This is a genomic window from Arthrobacter sp. H5 (assembly GCF_000520595.1).
Classification (GTDB): domain Bacteria; phylum Actinomycetota; class Actinomycetes; order Actinomycetales; family Micrococcaceae; genus Arthrobacter_D.
The window spans coordinates 192,139-210,502 of sequence record NZ_KI914989.1; the positions used below are offsets into that span (position 1 = coordinate 192,139).

19 protein-coding genes and 2 tRNA genes are annotated in these 18,364 nt (G+C 62.7%); 10 read left to right on the plus strand and 11 right to left on the minus strand.

Annotation, left to right across the window (positions count from 1 at the left end; genetic code table 11):
- The first annotated feature begins 151 nt into the window (after positions 1–151).
- From Y708_RS23915 to Y708_RS0108610, 3 genes are all read left to right on the plus strand, one after another.
- On the plus strand, positions 152–2,062 hold the full coding sequence (locus Y708_RS23915) for a DEAD/DEAH box helicase (RefSeq protein WP_035775736.1): 1,911 nt from the start codon (positions 152–154) through the stop codon (positions 2,060–2,062).
- A gap of 129 nt (positions 2,063–2,191) precedes the next feature.
- Positions 2,192–2,263: transfer RNA gene (locus Y708_RS0108605), tRNA-Thr, on the plus strand.
- Between the two features lie 45 nt (positions 2,264–2,308).
- Positions 2,309–2,382, plus strand: a tRNA-Met gene (locus tag Y708_RS0108610).
- Between the two features lie 47 nt (positions 2,383–2,429).
- Here the strand turns inward: Y708_RS0108610 and Y708_RS27480 are convergent.
- Together Y708_RS27480 and Y708_RS27485 are read right to left on the minus strand one after the other, a co-directional pair.
- Entirely contained in the window at positions 2,430–3,356 is a 927-nt protein-coding gene (locus Y708_RS27480; protein ID WP_081746615.1) for a sensor histidine kinase, read from the minus strand.
- A 21-nt stretch (positions 3,357–3,377) separates the two neighbouring features.
- Positions 3,378–3,893, minus strand: a complete 516-nt coding sequence (locus Y708_RS27485) for a hypothetical protein (RefSeq protein WP_216699760.1) — start codon at positions 3,891–3,893, stop codon at positions 3,378–3,380.
- A gap of 92 nt (positions 3,894–3,985) precedes the next feature.
- On the opposite strand from Y708_RS27485, the gene Y708_RS0108620 reads away from it, so the two are divergent.
- From Y708_RS0108620 to Y708_RS0108650, 7 genes are all read left to right on the plus strand, one after another.
- The gene (locus Y708_RS0108620) at positions 3,986–5,296 is read left to right on the plus strand and encodes a MinD/ParA family ATP-binding protein (RefSeq protein WP_028279610.1); all 1,311 of its coding nucleotides are present in this window, start codon (positions 3,986–3,988) and stop codon (positions 5,294–5,296) included.
- 72 nt (positions 5,297–5,368) lie between these two features.
- The gene (locus Y708_RS0108625) at positions 5,369–5,935 is read left to right on the plus strand and encodes a type 1 glutamine amidotransferase domain-containing protein (RefSeq protein WP_028279611.1); all 567 of its coding nucleotides are present in this window, start codon (positions 5,369–5,371) and stop codon (positions 5,933–5,935) included.
- 128 nt (positions 5,936–6,063) lie between these two features.
- A complete protein-coding gene (locus Y708_RS0108630; protein ID WP_253905749.1) occupies positions 6,064–6,882 on the plus strand; it encodes a DUF2797 domain-containing protein in 819 nt (272 codons plus the stop codon).
- Positions 6,883–6,908: 26 nt separating this feature from the next.
- On the plus strand, positions 6,909–7,145 hold the full coding sequence (locus tag Y708_RS0108635) for a hypothetical protein (RefSeq protein WP_028279613.1): 237 nt from the start codon (positions 6,909–6,911) through the stop codon (positions 7,143–7,145).
- A 46-nt stretch (positions 7,146–7,191) separates the two neighbouring features.
- On the plus strand, positions 7,192–7,641 hold the full coding sequence (locus Y708_RS0108640) for an FAS1-like dehydratase domain-containing protein (RefSeq protein ID WP_028279614.1): 450 nt from the start codon (positions 7,192–7,194) through the stop codon (positions 7,639–7,641).
- The gene (locus Y708_RS0108645) at positions 7,641–8,081 is read left to right on the plus strand and encodes a MaoC/PaaZ C-terminal domain-containing protein (protein ID WP_028279615.1); all 441 of its coding nucleotides are present in this window, start codon (positions 7,641–7,643) and stop codon (positions 8,079–8,081) included. Before Y708_RS0108640 ends, Y708_RS0108645 begins: the two co-directional genes overlap by 1 nt.
- Entirely contained in the window at positions 8,075–9,151 is a 1,077-nt protein-coding gene (locus Y708_RS0108650) for a UDP-N-acetylmuramate dehydrogenase (RefSeq protein ID WP_028279616.1), read from the plus strand. Before Y708_RS0108645 ends, Y708_RS0108650 begins: the two co-directional genes overlap by 7 nt.
- Before the next feature lie 15 nt (positions 9,152–9,166).
- On the opposite strand, the gene Y708_RS0108655 is transcribed toward Y708_RS0108650, so the two are convergent.
- The 9 genes from Y708_RS0108655 to ppk1 all read right to left on the minus strand — a co-directional run.
- Positions 9,167–9,595 (minus strand): hypothetical protein, encoded by a 429-nt coding sequence (locus Y708_RS0108655; RefSeq protein ID WP_028279617.1) that lies wholly within the window; start codon positions 9,593–9,595, stop codon positions 9,167–9,169.
- 47 nt (positions 9,596–9,642) lie between these two features.
- On the minus strand, positions 9,643–10,806 hold the full coding sequence (gene asd, locus Y708_RS0108660; RefSeq protein WP_028279618.1) for an aspartate-semialdehyde dehydrogenase: 1,164 nt from the start codon (positions 10,804–10,806) through the stop codon (positions 9,643–9,645).
- A 41-nt stretch (positions 10,807–10,847) separates the two neighbouring features.
- Entirely contained in the window at positions 10,848–11,405 is a 558-nt protein-coding gene (locus Y708_RS0108665) for a dihydrofolate reductase (protein ID WP_035775738.1), read from the minus strand.
- Positions 11,402–12,211 carry a thymidylate synthase gene (locus tag Y708_RS0108670; protein ID WP_028279620.1) on the minus strand — a complete coding sequence of 270 codons (810 nt, stop codon included), beginning with the start codon at positions 12,209–12,211 and terminating at the stop codon, positions 11,402–11,404. The genes Y708_RS0108665 and Y708_RS0108670 overlap by 4 nt, the downstream gene beginning before the upstream one ends.
- A 21-nt stretch (positions 12,212–12,232) precedes the next feature.
- Complete coding sequence (locus tag Y708_RS0108675; RefSeq protein ID WP_028279621.1) at positions 12,233–12,616, minus strand: GntR family transcriptional regulator; 384 nt, start codon at positions 12,614–12,616, stop codon at positions 12,233–12,235.
- Positions 12,613–14,280, minus strand: a complete 1,668-nt coding sequence (locus tag Y708_RS0108680) for a hypothetical protein (protein ID WP_028279622.1) — start codon at positions 14,278–14,280, stop codon at positions 12,613–12,615. Before Y708_RS0108680 ends, Y708_RS0108675 begins: the two co-directional genes overlap by 4 nt.
- Positions 14,277–15,869 carry a hypothetical protein gene (locus Y708_RS0108685; protein ID WP_216699761.1) on the minus strand — a complete coding sequence of 531 codons (1,593 nt, stop codon included), beginning with the start codon at positions 15,867–15,869 and terminating at the stop codon, positions 14,277–14,279. The genes Y708_RS0108680 and Y708_RS0108685 overlap by 4 nt, the downstream gene beginning before the upstream one ends.
- Positions 15,870–16,087: 218 nt before the next feature.
- A complete protein-coding gene (locus tag Y708_RS0108690; protein WP_028279624.1) occupies positions 16,088–17,053 on the minus strand; it encodes an NUDIX hydrolase in 966 nt (321 codons plus the stop codon).
- Positions 17,053–18,364, minus strand: a 1,312-nt coding sequence (gene ppk1, locus Y708_RS28280) for a polyphosphate kinase 1 (protein WP_035775741.1), incomplete at its 5' end; no start/stop codon positions are given. The genes Y708_RS0108690 and ppk1, both read right to left, overlap by 1 nt.

The following is an 18,364-nucleotide window of genomic DNA, read 5'->3' on the forward strand; positions in this document are numbered from 1 at the left end:
CTAGAAGAAAACGTCACACGTCACCGCTGAGAGAGCGGCGGCAAAGATGTGACGCGAAGTCCTGCCGCGGGATTGAAACAGTGCCGGATTTCTTGTACATACGGTTGAGGTCACCTCAGCCGTCCGGCATCTACCTGAAGGTCAATCCTACATGCCTGAAAATCTGTCCACAGAGACCACAGAGACCACTGAGAATACCGAAACCGCTGAAGCCCCAGACATCAAGTTCACCGATTTCGGCCTGGACGGCCGGATTCTCGCTGCACTGAGTGACGTTGGCTACGAGAAGCCCTCACCCATCCAGGCAGCAACCATTCCGGCACTGCTGGAAGGGCGTGACGTCGTTGGGCTCGCCCAGACGGGAACCGGAAAGACGGCAGCGTTCGCCGTTCCGGCACTGTCCCGGATGGCTGAGCTTGCAGACCTGAACGGACCCGCCAAGTTCACCCAGATCCTGGTGCTGGCGCCAACCCGCGAACTTGCGCTGCAGGTCGCGGAGGCATTTACCTCCTATGCCAAGCACATCGACAACTTCACCGTGCTCCCTGTCTACGGCGGATCAGCCTACGGCCCTCAGCTTGCGGGACTTCGCCGCGGAGCACAGGTTGTAGTTGGTACCCCCGGTCGAGTCATCGACCACCTGTCCAAGGGCTCGCTCGACCTGTCCAACCTCCAGTACCTGGTGCTGGATGAGGCTGACGAGATGCTCCGCATGGGCTTCGCCGAGGACGTCGAGCAGATCCTCGCCGAAACGCCCGAGGACAAACAGGTTGCCCTGTTCTCCGCGACCATGCCCGGAGCGATCCGCCGCATTGCGCAGAAGTACCTGAAGAACCCTGCCGAAATCACGGTCAAGGGCAAAACCTCCACCGGCACCAACACGCGTCAGCGGTTCCTGCAGGTTATGGGCCCGCACAAGCTGGACGCCATGACGAGGATCCTTGAGGTTGAGGATTTTGACGGAATCATTGCGTTTGTGCGCACCAAAATGGCAACCGAGGACCTGGCGGACAAGTTGCGTTCACGGGGCTTTCAGGCTGCCGCAATCAATGGTGACATTCCACAACAGCAGCGCGAGCGGACCATCGAAGGTCTGCGCGACGGCAAATTCGACATCCTGGTTGCAACCGACGTTGCCGCCCGTGGGCTCGACGTTGAGCGCATCTCCCTTGTAGTGAACTACGACATCCCGCATGACACCGAGTCCTACGTGCACCGCATTGGCCGCACCGGCCGTGCCGGGCGCTCCGGCGACGCGATCCTCTTCATCACCCCGCGTGAGAAGTACCTGCTGCGGTCCATCGAGAAGGCAACCCGTCAGCCGGTGGAGCAGATGCACCTGCCGTCTTCCGATGCCGTCAACGCGCTGCGCCTGAACAAGTTCGCGGACCGGATCACCGAGACCATCGCCACCGAGGATGTCTCAGTGTTCCGCGACTTGATCGCCAACTACGAGGACGAGCACAACGTCCCCGCAGCGGAAATCGCCGCCGCTCTTGCCGTGATGGCACAGAATGGCAATCCGATTCTGGTGAAGGACATTCCGGTTGCTCCTGCGGGCCAGAAGGAGCGCGCTGCCGGGCGTAAGGACGGCTTCGGTTCCCGCGGCCCAACTCGCACCCTGACCGAGGGCAATGCGACGTACCGCATCGCCGTCGGCCGTCGACAGCGCGTCATGCCCGGTTCGATTGTTGGCGCGATTGCCAACGAGGGGGGACTCTCGTCAGCACAGATCGGCGGCATCGACATCCGCGCGGATCACACGCTGGTGGAACTCCCGGCGGAACTGAGCAAGGACCAGTGGCGTGCCCTGTCCAAGACGCGAATCGGCGGCGAGCTGATTCACCTGGAGCTGGATAAGGGCCGCAAGCCTGCCGGCAGCCGCGGATCGGGCGACTTCAAGAAGCCGTTCAAGAAGCGCGAGGGCGAGGGCGGCGGGTTCCGTAAGGACCGCGGGCACGACGGCGGCTTCCGGGCTTCCGAGCACGATGCCGCTGACCGCAAGCCGCGCCACAAGAAGAGTGCCGATGCGGGCACTTTCCAGCGCCGCGAAAAGTGGTAAAACAGTAGTGGTCAAAACCCGTTGGATCCCTGTCACAACAGGGATCCAACGGTGGGATCTCCTGGCCTCTTTTGTCGGGCTTTTGAGATTTCGCAGCACGGTGGAAAGCTGGTAAAGTTTTCTGCTGTTGCCCCCCTAGCTCAGTGGTAGAGCGCGTTCTTGGTAAGAACGAGGTCACCGGATCGATTCCGGTGGGGGGCTCTCAAATGAGTAGCCCGCGATAGTATTGCGGGCATACTCATTTATGGCGGTGTAGCTCAGCTGGTTAGAGCGCACGACTCATAATCGTGAGGTCCCGGGATCGAGTCCCGGCACCGCTACAGATCAAGCCCCTGGGATCCTCCGGTTCCGGGGGCTTTCTGCGTTTTCAGGGAGCCACACGGGTAATTGACCACGGCAGCGCACTTCCCCGGTGATCGCGGGGGATCGTCATTTCGAAATGGGCGCCGCCGCCCCTCTGCGGGACGAGAGCCACAGACCCGCCATGGGCTTGGGCGATCGCGCTCACGATCGACAATCCAAGACCGGCGCCGCTGGACCGGCCTGATCTCTTGCCGCCACGCTTGAAGCGAGCAAAAATCTCTTCCACTTCGTTCTCGGATACCCCAGGCCCGGAGTCGGCAAGCCACAGACGGACCCCGTCATTGTCGACGTCGGCCCCTACCTGGATCGTGGCGTCGTCACCGGCGTGCTTCACGGCATTGTCAGCCAGCTGTAGCAGCGCCTGCGTCAGTCGATTCCGGTCCGCGGTGATGAGTACTTCCGGTGGCACCCGGATCTGCCAATCCCGCGGGGCGAGGGCGCTCATCTTCTGATGCGCAGTCAAAATCAGGTCCTGCAGGTCCATCGGTTCGAAAGTGCAGAAACCCGGGCGGTCGGCCCGCGCAAGGACGAACAGGTCGGAGACGATCTGGTTCATTCGGTCTATCTCATCGGTTACCAGAGCTATGGTTCCGGCCCGTTCGACCGGTGATTCGTCAAACTCCATAAGTTCAATATGCCCGCGAATCACCGTGAGCGGCGTCCGCAGTTCGTGGCTGGTGTCGTCAAGGAACTGCCGCTGCGTGGTGAACGACGCTTCCAGGCGGGCCAGCATGTCATTGAAGGCATCTGCAATTTGAGAGGCTTCATCGCGGGCGCGGACTTCGATGCGCTGGGTGAGATCCGTATCCGAGATTCTTTGTGCAGTTGCCGCCAGGGACCGTAGCGGTCGGAGCACACGGCCCGCGAGTGCGAGTCCCAGCAGGGACGCAACCACCGTGGTGGCGAGCTGAACCACTACTTGCGTTTGCACAGCGTTATCTATCTCACTGCGTTAGAAGGCGGGGAAGGTCGCCACAACAAACATTCCGTCGCTCGGCGCGCCGATGAGCGGAATGGCGGTGTACTGCGTTGGGCCTGCCGGAGTGTTGATGACTCCAGACTGCGGCTCCTCCAGGGACAGCCAGTAATCAATGGTGGGCCGGTACTCCTCTGGATCGGGTACGGACTGCGACCGCCGCGTTTGGTACAGCTCGCCGTCGATGAAAGCGATCAGCGTTTCCCCCTCGTCGGCCACCTCGCGGGAGAAATACACATCGAAAATCGCAGAGAGGTCATTGTCGAAGGGTTGGCCCGTGCGCGGGTCCACTCCATCGGCCAGTAGTTGGAACTCTTCGGCCTCCCGATCCAGGCTGGCACCGATTTCCTCATCGAGCTGATCGAAGAGGGCAATCCGCAAAAGCAGGACTGACCCGATGGATGAAAAGAGAAGCAAAACGACAACGACGGCGACAATGCGGACCCGCATGCTCGAAGCCCAGCGCCAGGGCAGCCTCGTAGTCGGTGTCATACCCGCAAGACTAAACCGTCGTCCAGCCGCGGTCCTGCGAATTCACAGCATCCTTATAGGATGGATCGAGGCATACCGACAGGACAGGAACCATGACTGACAAAGAATCGGCCTGGGGTCCCGGCGAGAACCCGGAAGACTTTCCAACCCGGGCAAGCCGCAGACGCGGCGGTGGACGCGATGCATCGACCGGACCCTTTTCCGAAGTACCCCGGTTCGCGGACAGGTTTTCACCGCCGGAACAGGCACCTCGCACGGCACCGGACGCCGAAGGGGAACCGACCGTGCGGCGGCCGGTTCTGGACATCAGACTGGACGAAAACGCCCCCACCACGTGGACAACCACCGTACCGGTGACGGTGCCCGTCCCGCCGCCCGCAGAACAGCCACAGGTGGTGCGTACCGAAAACGGACGCTCGGCTGCTGCACCGGCTCAACCGAACGTCCCTCACCGCCCCACCCGCAAGACGGCCGACGCGCCGGAGGGCCGCCGTCGTTCCTTCCTCGCCGCAGACACCGGAACTGTGCCGGCGGAGACCGGATTCCGAGGGTTCATTACCAAATTCGGCCTACGGATTCCGCCGTCAAAGCGGGAACTGACGCAGAGTGCCAACACCCGCGAAGTAAGCCAGCATTGGCCGGGCCCGCGCACCATTTCCGTGGTGAACGGCAAAGGCGGAGCAAACAAAACCCCAACCACTGTCATGCTCGCGTCAGTCCTTGCGCGCAACGGGGGCGGGCCCGTGCTCGCCTGGGATAACAATGAGACGCGTGGAACCCTGGGCTGGCGTACGGAGCAGGGTCCACACAATTCAACGGTCATGGATCTGCTGCCGCAGACGGACCAGCTTCTGGCTCCGTCGGCACAATCGGCGCTGCTTGCCCGGTATGTCCACCATCAGATCGAGGACAAGTACGACGTGCTGCGGTCAAAGCCCGATGTCCTGGCGTCTGAGCAAAAGGTCACCTCCGATGACTTCGACGCGCTGCATGAAGTCGCCTCCAAGTACTTCCGGCTGAACATCGTGGACTCCGGAAACGACGAGACAGCCGAGCGCTGGCTCAGGATGATCCACCACACCGATCAGCTGGTCATTGCCACCACCACTCTGGAGGAGCATGCCGAGGCGGGCGCCCTGTTGCTGGAGGCATTGCGTGCCCGCGGCGGCAAATATGAGGAGTTGTCGCAGAACGCGGTGGTGATTGTGAGCCAGTCGGATAAGAACGGGACAGCCGCCCAGGCGCAGGCCATCGCCGATGGCTTCCATCAACTGGCTAGGCACGCGGTGACCATTCCCTACGATGTGGCGCTGTTGAAGGGCCGCATCCGCTGGGGGTCGCTCCGGCCGCCAACACAGAGGGCCTGGTTTGGTGCCGCTGCTGCCGTGGCAGAGGGCCTCTAATAAGTAATCAGTTTGCTTATTACTTCATTCGTTTCTAGGCTGGAAACTCAAGCCAACGTATTGGAGGAAGCAATGACTGTGCATGACATTTCAGGCAAGAAGGTCGCGTTCCTACTCACGGACGGCGTGGAGCAGGTGGAGCTCACCAGCCCATGGGAGGCCGTGAAGAACGCTGGCGGCCAGCCCACGCTCGTCGCTCCCGGCAGCGGCACGCTTCAGGGTTTCAACGGTACGGAGAAGGGTGACACCTTCACTATCGATGAGACAGTGGCGCAGGCCAATCCGGACAATTTCCATGCGCTCGTCCTGCCGGGTGGGGTAGTCAACGCCGACCACCTTCGGGTGGACAAAGACGCACAGGCCTTTGCCCGCCGGTTCTTTGAGCAGCACAAGCCCGTAGCAGCGATCTGTCACGCACCGTGGCTCCTGATCGATGCGGGCGTAGTAAGCGGCCGCGATCTGACGTCCTATCACACGCTCCAGACGGACCTGAGAAACGCCGGCGCTAACTGGACCGATGACGAGGTTGTGGTTGACCAGGGGTTTGTCACCAGCCGAAACCCTGACGATCTCCCGGCCTTCAACGACAAGATGCTTGAGGAGATTGCGGAAGGGGAGCACGCGGGCCAAACGGCCTAACCCCGTTCAGAAGGGGCGTCCGGTAGCGTGGTTCCATGCTGACCGGTCGCTTTCTTTGCAGCGGCGTCTCATGGGATCGTTCCGGGGCATCACTGTCGCTCCATACCCCGCACAGTGAGCCTGGCGCAGTGCGCTTGGACGTCGGCGTGGACCTTGGATTTCGTGTTCTCAGCGCCCCGGGGGAGCGTCACTGCCTCGGATACCACCTCGCCCGAGGGCCGGAATCGAGCGATCATATCGCGTGCCCCACCCAGACGACGGCGGAACGCGGGTACCAGTGCGGGCTGTGCTTCGCCCGGGACGACCTTCGCTTTATGCATGACTTTCACCGATCCGGCAATGCACCCGAGGGTCTTTTGCACTATCTTGCGCAGGAGCACTGGCTGTATGTGGCAACCTTCGCCGACGGCGCCACCAAGGTGGGCACCGCTTCCGCCCTGCGGAAGTGGCATCGGCTGGCGGAGCAGGGTGCAGTCGCCGCGCAGTATGTGGCTTGTGCGACCGATGGCCGGATAGTGCGCGTTCTCGAGGACGCGGTGACCCGCCATGCCGGCCTGCAGCAGGCTGTGCGTGCGGCTGCCAAAACGTCTGCGCTGGCCGCGCCGCTCGACTCCAACACTCTTGACAAAATCAACGGCGGCAGGGCGCGCGGGGTGCGTCAGCTGCTGGGACCGGGCATTAACATTGACGGGTTCGCGGTGACCGACGAACAGTGGAAACCGCCGTCGTCGTGGGCGAAAGTGCTCGGCGCACGCGCGCAGCTCTACCCCCACCCACTGGAAACAGGCGAGCACGGCCTCCTCATCGAAGCGATGCTCGGATCCTGTGCGCTGGCCGTGGTGGGCGGAGATCGGCTGCTGGCCGATTTGTCCCGACTCAAGGGTAAGCGGCTTGAACTCGGCGACTTCCGCTCCCAGCCGGCCGCCGTGCAGCACGCTCTGTTCTAGTGCTGAGTTCTGGGTACGCTTGGAACATGCTCAACACCCCCTGGGACACCGGCTCGCCGCTCTACCGCAAGCTGGTGCTCTCCGCCCTCGTCCTTACCGGCGTGGGAATCCTGCTCGCCATTGCCGGTGCACTCACTTCCATGGACACCCTGGTCTTCACAGCCATCCCCATCATTGTTGCGGGCATGGTCACTCACATCGCCGGTCTGGTGGTGCGCGGACGAGATGCCAAGCGCCGTCATCAGGCACGCAACCCACACTGAACCGTTTAGGCTTGTCGGAGAAGTCCGCGCATGTCCAAGGAGACGCATGACCATCAATCCAGAGTTGCAGGGCCGCAGCTATCCGGCCGGCGACGTGTACGCCGTTGGCCGCGAGAAGATCCGCGAGTTTGCGCGTTCGGTGCAGGCAACCCACCCTGCCCACTTCGACATCGAAGCGGCCAGGGCGCTCGGTCACCGCGACCTCGTGGCCCCGCCGACCTTCGCGATAATTGTTGCTCAGAGAGCCGATGCCCAGTTGATCAACGATCCAGACGCCGGCATTGACTTCACCCGGGTGGTGCATGCCGACCAGCGTTTCATCCACCACCGCGCAATCGTTGCCGGGGACCAACTGGTTGCTGAACTTCACGTGGACCAGGTGCGTGCCATGGGAGGCGGCGCCATGATCACCACCAGGGCTGAAATCTCCACTGTGGAGGGGGAGAAAACCGCCACCACAACGTCGTCGATACTCGTCCGCGGGGAGGAGCAGTAATGGCAATCACTCTCGCAGCGCTCACTGTAGGGCAGGACATCGGCAGCACCACCGTGGATGTGACCAGACTTGGCCTGGTTCAGTACGCGGGAGCATCGGGCGACTTCAACCCCATCCACTGGAACGAGGCATTTGCGCGCGGCGTTGACCTGCCCGGAGTTATTGCGCATGGCATGTTCACCATGGGCGCCGCGGTGCAGCTCGTGATCGACTGGATCGGTGATCCAGCCGCCGTGATTGACTACCAGACCCGCTTCACCCGGCCGGTGACGGTGGAGGACACCACTGCGCAGCCCGGTACCCCCGGCGCAGTGATCGAGGTTTCCGGCGTGGTTGGCGCCGTCGACGCTGATAATGCGACGGCACGCATCGACCTCACGGTTTCGTTTGGCGGCCAGAAGGTGCTGGTCAAAGCGCAGGCGGTAGTCCGCGTGTGGTAACGCAGCTGGCACCGTTCACCACCGTGGGTGTGGGCGGCCCGGCGCGAAAGTTTGTCACCGCGCGCACCGAGAAGGAAATCATTGACGCCGTGCGGTCTGCGGACGACGACGGCGAGCGGGTCCTCATCCTGGGCAGCGGATCCAACCTGATCATCGCGGACGAGGGGTTCGACGGCACGGTGGTCCAGCTCGCCTCCACCGGCTTCACCGTGAACGACGACGACGCGACCTGCGGAGGCGTGATGGTCACCGCCCAGGCGGGGCAGCCGTGGGATGAGCTGGTGGAGTACACCGTTCTGCATGCCTTCTCAGGCCTGGAGGCGCTCTCCGGAATTCCTGGTCTGACGGGTGCTACACCGGTGCAGAACGTTGGGGCATACGGGTCTGATGTGTCCCAGACCGTGGCAGTGGTGAGGACCTGGGACCGGGAAACCCAAACTGTTAAGTCCTTTACAAATTTTGAGTTGAAGTTTGGCTACCGCGATTCCCTGCTGAAGCACACCACCGTTGAAGGCTCCCCCCGCTATGTGGTGCTGACGGTGCAGTTCCAACTGGCACTGGGCCGGATGAGCGCGCCCGTGCACTATGCGGAGCTGGCGCGGGCACTGGACGTGAATATTGGTAAGCGTGCCTACGCAAATGATGTCCGCAGGGAAGTGCTGCGGCTCCGCGGGTCGAAGGGCATGGTGCTCGACTCCGCGGACCGCGACACCTACAGCACAGGATCCTTCTTCACCAACCCGATTGTGGACTCCTTTGTTGCCGACGGACTGCCGGACAATGCGCCGCGCTACCCGGCCACCGAGAAGGGGAAGGTCAAGCTGAGCGCCGCCTGGCTGATTGACCAGGCCGGGTTCACCAAGGGCTTTGGGCTGGCAGGCGACGCCGGCTTCGAGGCATCCGGGGGGCGCGCCGCGCTCTCCACCAAGCACACCCTCGCCGTGACCAACCGCGGCGAAGCGTCGGCGAAGGACCTGCTGGCCGTTGCCCGGTTGGTGGCGGACGGGGTGGAGCAGACCTTTCGTATCCGGCTGCACCCGGAGCCACTCCTCATTGGCTGCGCCCTCTAAGATCATTGGCTGCGCTTACGTCACCGCCCGCCGCCTCGCCTTCTCTGCCGCGGCGCGCGTCTGTATGACTGCGTGCCTGTGCCACCTGCTGTCCACCAGTTGACGGCCGCACAGCCACTGCACCAACCGGGAGATCAGGCTGATCTGCGCGAGCCTGTCATGGAAATCCTCCAACAACCATTCCTGGCCAAGAAACCGGGGGAGGGCAAAGACCAGTTCCTCCGCCCCCAGGAGCCGGGAAAACGCCGCCCGCGCCTCAAACTGGCGTTCTAGAGCGAGCAGCACCGCCACCCGCGGATCGAGGCTGGCTGCGCCGTCGTACTCCAAATAGCGCAGCAGGTGCGCTTCGACCCGCGCGTAGCGCGCCGCGGTGACGGGATGCTTGCCGACTGAATTGGCTGCGAAGTAGCGCTGCAGGATGTGTTCGACGGATGTCTGTTCCATGCAGACAGTCTGCCTGCTCCCACCGACATTTTGTTCGAAGACGTGTTCTAGAGATTTCCGGTGGCGATCAGCAGCATGCGCCGCAGCGGTTCGGCGGCGCCCCACAGCAGTTGATCGCCAACCGTGAACGCGCTGATGTATTCGGGACCCATTTCGAGTTTGCGGATCCGCCCCACGGGTATTTCCAGCGTTCCGGTAGCCGCCACCGGCGTGAGGCGTTCAATCGACGCTTCTTTGGTGTTGGGAATGACCGTCGCCCATTCATTGTCCTGATCGATGATCTGCTCGATCTCCTGCACGGGCAGATCTTCGGTCAGCTTCAGTGTGAGAGCCTGCGAATGCGAGCGCATTGCGCCGATCCGGATGCACAGGCCGTCGAACGGAATCTGGGCGCCGTCGGCGAGGTCGAGTCCAAGGATCTTGTTGGTTTCGGCCCCGGTCTTCCACTCTTCTTTGGATTGCCCGTTTCCCAGATCGGCATCAACCCAGGGAATCAGCGATCCGGCCAGCGGTACGCCGAACTGTGAGGAGTCCATGGCCGGGTTCCGCTGCTGGGCAAGGACGCTTCGGTCAATGTCGAGGATGGCCGACGCCGGGTCTTCAAGGTTCGGTGCCACCGAGCCGTGGATGGCGCCAAACTGGTTGAGCAGCTCACGCATGTGGCGCGCGCCGCCGCCGGATGCCGCCTGGTACGTCATGGACGTACCCCATTCGACGAGTCCGTTCCTGAACAGGCCCCCGAGCCCCATGAGCATGCAGGAGACCGTGCAGTTGCCGCCGATGAAGTCCTTCACTCCGCGCGCCAGTCCGGTGTCGATCACGTCGCGGTTGACCGGGTCCAGGACAATAATGGAGTCCTTCTCCATGCGGAGGGTGGACGCGGCGTCGATCCACAGCCCGCCCCAGCCTGCATCGCGGAGCTTCGGATAGACCTCGGCGGTGTAGTCCCCGCCCTGCGCGGTGACAATGATCTTCAGCTTGGCGAGTGTATCGACGTCGTACGCGTCCTCCAGCTTGGAGGAGCCGTCAGCGAACGACGGCGCGGCGCCCCCTGCGTTGGAGGTGGAGAAGAAGACGGGATTGATGAAGCGGAAATCGTCCTCGTCCTGCATGCGTTGCATGAGAACCGAGCCGACCATTCCGCGCCACCCGACAAAACCAACCGACGGGGCGCCGGAGTCACGGGACAGGGAGGTTGCTGCTGTTGTCATTCGCCCAGTTTAGTTGAGGGCGCGCCGGGTGCTGCAGTCGGTTACGGCGCAACGCCCCGAACCCACAGACTGATCCGGTAGCGCGTGCCCTCGGATCCCGTCAGCCAGCCGTCATCGGGGTCGACGCCGTGCAGTTTCCAGTCGGGCCCAAAGGCGGGCGCAAAGGTGTCGCCCTCGGCAGCGGAGTCGATCAACGTGACCAGCGCCGAGTTCGCGTGGGTGAGGGCCTCTGCATAGATCTGTCCACCACCGATTACCCAGATCTCCTCGGCACCCGGACTTTTCCGCGCCTCCTCCAGTGCGGCTTCCAGCGAGCCAACGACGACGGCGCCCGGGTAATCGGATGGATCCAGCGATTGCCGGCTCACCAGGATGTTGGTGCGGTCGGACAGCGGCCGGTATTTGGCGGGGAACGATTCCCAGGTCCGCCGTCCCATGATCACCGGATGTCCCGACGTCGTGCGCTTGAAGTGCGCCATGTCTTCGGGGAGGTGCCACGGCATGCCGCCGTCCCGGCCAATCACGCCGTCAACCGTTTGCGCCCAGATCATGCCAATCACCGGGGCGCTGAGAACCGCTGCCGCGTCCAGGGAACTCATACGGCCTTTGGCGCTTTGATGGTGGGGTGGTGCTGGTAGTCGATCACGTCAAGATCCTCCAGGGTGTAGTCGAAAATACTGTCCGGTTTCCGCGTCAGGCTCAGCTGCGGGGAGGGGAAGGGCAAGCGGCTGAGCTGCTCCTCCACCTGCGACACATGGTTGTCGTAGATGTGGACATCCCCGCCCGTCCAGACAAGTTCGCCGGGCTCAAGATCAACCTGCTGCGCAATCAGATGGACCAGGAGTGCGTAGGAGGCAATGTTGAACGGCACACCCAGGAACATGTCAGCCGAGCGCTGGTACACCTGGCAGGACAACCGGCCGTCCGCCACATAGAACTGGAAGAACATGTGGCACGGGGGGAGGGCCATGTTGTGGAGCTCGGAGACATTCCACGCGGAGACAATGTGCCGCCTGGAATCCGGGTTCTCCTTGAGGCCATGGATCACCTGGGAAATCTGGTCGATGTGGCCGCCGTCGGGTGTGGGCCACGAGCGCCACTGGACGCCATAGACCGGCCCCAGGTCGCCGTCGTCGTCCGCCCACTCATTCCAAATTGTGACGCCCTTCTCCTGCAGCCACTTGATGTTCGACTCGCCGCGCAGAAACCACAAAAGCTCCAACGCCACCGATTTGAAGTGCACGCGTTTGGTGGTGATCAGGGGAAAGGACTCGCTGAGATCAAACCGCAGCTGCCGCCCAAAGACACTCTTTGTTCCGGTGCCCGTGCGGTCCGATTTCACCGCGCCATTCGCGGTGACGTCGCGGAGCAGGTCTTCATAGGGCGTGGGAATCGAGGTAGTCACGGCATCCAGTCTACGGTCCGGTCACGTCTCCAGCCGGGCACGGACAAGGTTCATCAACGTGTCATCGTCGAGTCCCGCCCGGCGCGCGCTTTGGATCAAATGGACGACGGCGGCACTCACCTCGGGCGTGTCGGTGTCTGCGGGGTTGTGCGTGCCGCGGGCACCTCCCGTGACGACAGTCCCGTTGCGGCGACGGCTTTCGATCAGCCCGGCTGATTCAAGTTCCTTATAAGCACGGGCAACAGTGCCGGGGGCAACGCCCAGATCGGAGGCAAGACTGCGGACCGTCGGGAGACGGGAACCCTCTTCCAGCGACCCGACGGCGATGAGAGAGGAGATCTGTGATCGGATCTGGTCATAGGGCGGGATGGCCGACGCGACGTCGACGGTGATGCGTGCGCTCACGGGTGTGTCCGGGTGGGCGCTGGTTCTCGTTCGGTCCGCCCTTGGGAAATCGGTGCCGGGGTGAATACGGAAAGGGCGGCGATGATCCACAGGGGCATGCTGAGGTTCATGACGGTCCGCACTAGTTCACCGATATCGCCGGTGTCATCCGGTGTGAAGCCGCCGCTCACACTCCACCGCTGGACGGCACTCCAGATGACTGCAGCCGCCATGGCCAGGCACACCGCCCCGAAGACGCACAGGGCGTGATGAAGTTGGCGTTCATTCACGCTGCCTGGTTCTCTTCCGGTATTCCACCGGAAGACCCCAAGGGCGGCGATGAGGATCAGCAGGCCAATGGCAGTCGGGAGCAGGAAGGCGAGGTCCGGGAAGGGTGCGGGAAGAGCGGCCGCCGGTGCATTGGCACGGAGAAGGACGCGATTCGCAGCGGGCGACGCGACCAGGACGACCGCAACGGTCAGGATCAGCAATCCCAGCCCTGCGCCTGCAACGGCTCCACTGATCGCCGAGGGCCGTGGCATCTTCCCGCAGGTTCGTTGGGTTGCTGCACGATTCGTTGTTTGCAGCCCGCTGTTCCTGCGGGAAGGCAACGAACGTGTGGCGGCGACCGTGATCAGGTACGCAATCCCAGCGGCGGCGAACTGTGGTGGAAAGAGGGGGTCCTGGAGCCGGGTTGCGTTGCCTTCAACGGGGATCAGGCCCACTATCGCTACGGCTGCGATCAGGGTTATTGCGGCCGCTATCAGTCCAAAGATGTGTGGGAGCAGGCCCGCAGCGGAATCCCGCGGCGCGGCCATGTGCGGCTCCGTTTCAAGGGTGTCGGGTTCCTCGCGCTTCATGCGCGGCGGTTTCCAGGCGGCGAGCACCAGAATGAGCACCAGGCCGCCAATACTTGAGGCGCTGAAAACCAGGTCAAATCCCCTCCCCCAAGCAGACTCCGGCCAGCGGGCATGGTTGAGTGCGGCATTGATGAGTGCAAGCAGATAAAACCCTGCCGTCCGCAGCAACCGGTTCATACTGATTCGACGCAGGATCCGATCGTTGGCTTCGCTGAGCGTCTCCAACGGACGTCTGCGGGCAACGGCTATGAGCGCCAATGCCAAACCGATCACAAAGACGATGAGCGCCATCAGCAGGGCACCGGAGTAGGTTTCTCCGTCCACACGTCCTGGCTGCGTGAATCCCTCGGGTGTTGGACCAGCAACCTGCACTGGTGCAAGGGGGTCGACAGATCTCACGACGATGGAGATCCCAACGGCAATGATGAACAGGATCGCCACCAGTGCGGCGAGACGAGTGGGAACAAAGTCGGTCACCCGGCGCGTACCCAGCGACGCACGCCGAACCCGACGGCGGTGCCGGGGCCAGGTGAACTGGCCGATGAAATGGACCACGGACAAGGCAATCCCCGGAATGGCGAAGGCGAGCAGCATTGCTGGAAATGGATCGCTACCGGCATCCTCAGGGCGGACGGTTCCCACCGAGTAGAGCGCTGTTCCACTGCCGGCAAGCCATCCGATGAGCCCTGTCCAGAAAGCATGGACCCGGGCTGTCTCAACTCCGGTGCGGTCACTACCCGGGGTCAACGCGATGACCCGGAGCACACCGTAAAAGAGAAGCGCTCCGATGAGCAGGGAGATCAAAGTCAGCGAAGGAATGTTCATGGGTACAGTGACTCTCCGGCCGGAGCAGGCGCGTGGGCGGGTGGCCTGGTGGGTCCTGGAAGAAGCACGATGATGGCGGCGGCTGCAATGACCGCTGCCTGAGCGGCTATCAGTGCCGGATGAAGCCCTTCGGAAGACGCCCGGTACTCCCCAACGGCGGCTGACCAGAGAATCTCCTGACTGGTCAGGAGATAGGCAAGCAGCATGAGCAGGCCGGAAGTGCATCCGCGGAACACCCGGTGCAGCGTGACGGCCCGGAGGAGCAGGTCCTGGACGCCGTCCACTCCGGAAAGCCGGGGACGCGTCAGAGCCCTCCAGATCCCGGCGGCTGCGAGCCCGGCAAGCAGCATCACCGCACCCAAGCTGCTCAAGAGTTCAGGAACCACCCGCGGCGACTGGATATTCAGTACCAGCACGGCTGTAAGGACCGCAGTTAGGGCGAATGCCAGCGCCAGGCGAAGCCACATAGGTACCAAACCCTGAATCGGAACCGCCCCCGACGGGCCAGTGGAGTGGTTCTGTCGGAGAAGGTATTCAACAACAAGCTGAACCACCAGGAAAACCGTGAACCCTACCGTGATCAAGCCAAGGGGGAGCGCCCCGGTCCACGGATTCCAGATGGTCAAGACGATGGGGATGCCCGGCAGGACCAAGAGTACGGATCCCAGTCGCCGCCCGGCACTGCTGATCTCCAGCGCTCTGGCATAAGAACCGGAGCTGGCGAGCGGTGCGGATAGGGGCTCTGCAGGATCATCGGCGAGTTTGGGCGGTGCCCACGCAAGGACCGTTATGGCGATGACAACGGAAAAGATCCCGCTTGGGTTGGAGACGAAACCCCACCACGACGGCGTGTCAATGGTGTGCAACCGGTCAGTGGGCGTGCCATTTGCTCCGTAGGCCACGGTAGCGTTGATCACTCCCGCCAGCGCCAGGATGACGGTTCGCAGCAATCGATTTATGCTTATGCGGCGCACCAACGCGTCGTCCTCAACCGTAAGCGTGGGGATCCGTCGTCGTCGCACAATAACGGCCACGGCTGCGGCAGCGAAGGTGAGGAGGCTGATGAATGACGCGCCCATCAGGCTGCCGAAGTATGCTCCACTTACGCGGCTGGGCATGGTGATGCCCTGCTGTGCGGCGGTGGTGCCGGAAACGGCTGGCAGGAAGGCTGCGGCAACAAGCAGCGCCGCAGCAACCAAGGCGATGAATAGGGTGAGCATAGTGAGGTGCCGTGGCAGGAAATCCCGTATTCTCCGGGCGGATATGTCTGCAACCCGCACTGCCGAGGTAGGCCGTGGCCAAGTGAATTGCGCGAGGATGTAGATGCCGCCGAGGCTCGCCACGGGAACGATCAGTGGCAGGAGGTCAGAGAGAACGCCCTGGGATTCAAGGTGGGAGAACTGATCAGAGTTCCAGACCGGCCCAAGCTCGCTGTACTTGCTATTGCTTGCTGTGCTGCTTGCAAACAGGGCGATGACCGCTGTCCAGAACCCATGGCTGCGGGCCGCCCGTCGGCCGTCGAAGTCCTTGGACGATGGGAAGGCCGTGAGCCTCAGGAAGCCGTAGATAAGCAGCGCGCCTATGCTCACGCCCAAAAGTGTGGAACTGACCGGATCCATTCATGCCCCCATGGCTTTGTATCAATGTGTCAAGTATTTGATACAAAAGACGGTGAGTCAACCACTGTGCCCGAACCCATTTCCGAACTTTCTGCGGCACGAACCGCGTGTCGAGCCCCGACACGCCGTAAAACGCGGCTCGGTTGGAATGGAAAGTGCAGGATTAGGTCCGCCCCGGACTGGAAGAGTCAGTCTTCGTACGCCCGGAACTGCTCCACCGACACAATGCGGCCGTGATGCTTGCTGCTCACCTGACAGATGATGGCTTCACCTGGTGCCAGGTAAGGATCCGTCGCCGGCAGGTTTTCAGCGAGCCGCCCGCTCATGTGGAGCTGAAGCACCAAAATCGCCAAGGGGAGAACCGGTCGGTGGCTGCAGAAGGCCACGGAAACCCGCTTGTCAAAGAGCTTCTCCACGATTCCCTTGGCCTTGTCAGGCTTGCGAGCTGCATTGTGCTCCGTGATGGCATCAACGAGTTTCAGTTTGGCGTTGTTGCCCTGCACGTAGGGAAGCATTGTCTGCACGCACCGCTCCCATGGGCTGCACACCACTTTTTTCGGACCCCACGCCTGAAGCAGGCGGCCCACCGCCAACGCCTGACGACGGCCGGTCGCGGCCAGCGGACGATCGCCTTCCGCACGGGTCCACGAAGACCGGGGCTTGGCTTTGGCATGCCGCACGATGATCAACGGCCAGGTTGCCAGATTGCTCAACTCATCTGCGGCGACCAGCTTTTCCAACGTTTCCTTGTCGGACGGATTGCTGAGCAGTTCGAACGCCCGTGCCGGGGTGCACCAGAGGAACCTGTCAACTTCCTTACCGTCCGGCTTGACCGTCATGCTGCCGGCCCGCGCTGCCCAGTAGTGGACAATTTTCAGCCCGGACGGAACCTTGTACTCGATGGCTGGCAGCGGAATGCCGAGCCGCACGGTAATCCCCACCTCTTCCCGGACCTCCCGTACGGCGCACTCAGGCGTCGTCTCGCCGGGATCGAGTTTGCCCTTGGGCCACGACCAGTCCTGATAGCGGGGGCGGTGAATCAGGAGAACTTCAAGCTGTCCCTGCTCCCTCCTCCAGCACAGGGCGCCCGCTGCTGTGACAGCGATCGGTCGATCAGCTTCAGGATCACCGACCTCGTACCGGGACGGCGCCATCAGCGGCGGGCTGCCGAACGCTGACGTGACCGGGATGCCAACAACCAGGACTGGATGTCCTCAAGGGGGCTGCCGTCGTCGTCCTTGTGATGGTGCGTCCAGCACCCGTCCTCGGCGAGGTGCCAGCTCGCGGTGCCCGGGTCAACATAGCGGTCCAGGACGCCCAACAGGTAGGCGATGTCCTCGGTCGATGCAAGCTGTACCAGCGTCTCAACGCGGCGGTCCAGGTTGCGGTGCATCATGTCGGCCGAGCCGATGAACATCGCCGGATCGCCTCCGTTGGCGAACGCGAAGACGCGGGAGTGCTCCAGGAAGCGTCCCAATATGGAGCGCACGGTGATGTTCTCGCTGAGGCCCGGCACTCCCGGCCGGATGGAACAAGTGCCGCGCACAATCACGTCCACCTGCACCCCGGCCTGCGATGCCCGGTACAGGGCATCGATGATCGCCTCATCCACGATCGAGTTGACCTTGATGATGACGCGCGCGCCCAGACCGGCTTTCCTATTGGCGATTTCATGCTCAATCCGGTCGATCAGCCCGGACCGCACGGACCGCGGTGCAACCAGCAACCGCTTGAACGTCGACTTCGGGGCATAACCGGAGAGCTGGTTGAAGAGCCGGGAGAGGTCCTGCCCCACCTGCTCATTGGCCGTGAGCAGACCCAGATCCTCGTAGTAGCGGGCTGTGCGCGGATGATAGTTTCCCGTGCCGATGTGACAGTAACGGCGCAGCCCGTCGATCTCCTGCCGCACCACAAGTGACAGTTTGCAGTGCGTCTTCAGGCCCACAATTCCGTACACCACGTGAACCCCGGCCTGTTCCAGCTTGCGCGCCCAGGAAATGTTGGCCTGCTCATCGAAACGCGCCTTGATCTCCACCAGCGCAAGAACCTGCTTACCGGATTCCGCGGCATCGATCAGTGCGTCAACAATGGGGGAGTCGCCGGACGTGCGGTACAGGGTCTGCTTGATGGCCTGAACCTTGGGATCGAGCGCTGCCTGCTCAAGGAATGCCTGGACCGATGTGGAGAACGAGTCATACGGGTGGTGCAGCAGAATATCGCGGCGCCGCATTGCAGCGAAGACGTTCGCCGCCTTGGACGTCTCGCTCTCGTTGAGGTCGCGGCTGGTGTGCGGCACACGCTTGGGGTAGTGCAGGTCACCGCGGTCAATGCGGCCGATGACGCTCAGCCCGCGCAGGTCCAGCGGTGCGGGCAGAACGTAGACCTCGTCATCCTCCACCCCCAGTTCACGCGAAAGCAGCGCCCGGATGTTTGGGTTGATGTCGGTGGCCACCTCCAGCCGCACC

Excerpts from the sequence above, each read along its gene's own strand:
- Y708_RS23915 (WP_035775736.1), top strand. The coding sequence starts at position 152 with ATGCCTGAAAATCTGTCCACAGAGACCACAGAGACCACTGAGAATACC.
- Y708_RS27485 (WP_216699760.1), bottom strand. The coding sequence starts at position 3,893 with ATGACACCGACTACGAGGCTGCCCTGGCGCTGGGCTTCGAGCATGCGG.
- Y708_RS0108620 (WP_028279610.1), top strand. The coding sequence starts at position 3,986 with ATGACTGACAAAGAATCGGCCTGGGGTCCCGGCGAGAACCCGGAAGAC.
- Y708_RS0108625 (WP_028279611.1), top strand. The coding sequence starts at position 5,369 with ATGACTGTGCATGACATTTCAGGCAAGAAGGTCGCGTTCCTACTCACG.
- Y708_RS0108635 (WP_028279613.1), top strand. The coding sequence starts at position 6,909 with ATGCTCAACACCCCCTGGGACACCGGCTCGCCGCTCTACCGCAAGCTG.
- Y708_RS0108640 (WP_028279614.1), top strand. The coding sequence starts at position 7,192 with ATGACCATCAATCCAGAGTTGCAGGGCCGCAGCTATCCGGCCGGCGAC.
- Y708_RS0108645 (WP_028279615.1), top strand. The coding sequence starts at position 7,641 with ATGGCAATCACTCTCGCAGCGCTCACTGTAGGGCAGGACATCGGCAGC.
- Y708_RS0108655 (WP_028279617.1), bottom strand. The coding sequence starts at position 9,595 with ATGGAACAGACATCCGTCGAACACATCCTGCAGCGCTACTTCGCAGCC.
- asd (WP_028279618.1), bottom strand. The coding sequence starts at position 10,806 with ATGACAACAGCAGCAACCTCCCTGTCCCGTGACTCCGGCGCCCCGTCG.
- Y708_RS0108665 (WP_035775738.1), bottom strand. The coding sequence starts at position 11,405 with ATGAGTTCCCTGGACGCGGCAGCGGTTCTCAGCGCCCCGGTGATTGGC.
- Y708_RS0108680 (WP_028279622.1), bottom strand. The coding sequence starts at position 14,280 with ATGAACATTCCTTCGCTGACTTTGATCTCCCTGCTCATCGGAGCGCTT.
- Y708_RS0108690 (WP_028279624.1), bottom strand. The coding sequence starts at position 17,053 with ATGGCGCCGTCCCGGTACGAGGTCGGTGATCCTGAAGCTGATCGACCG.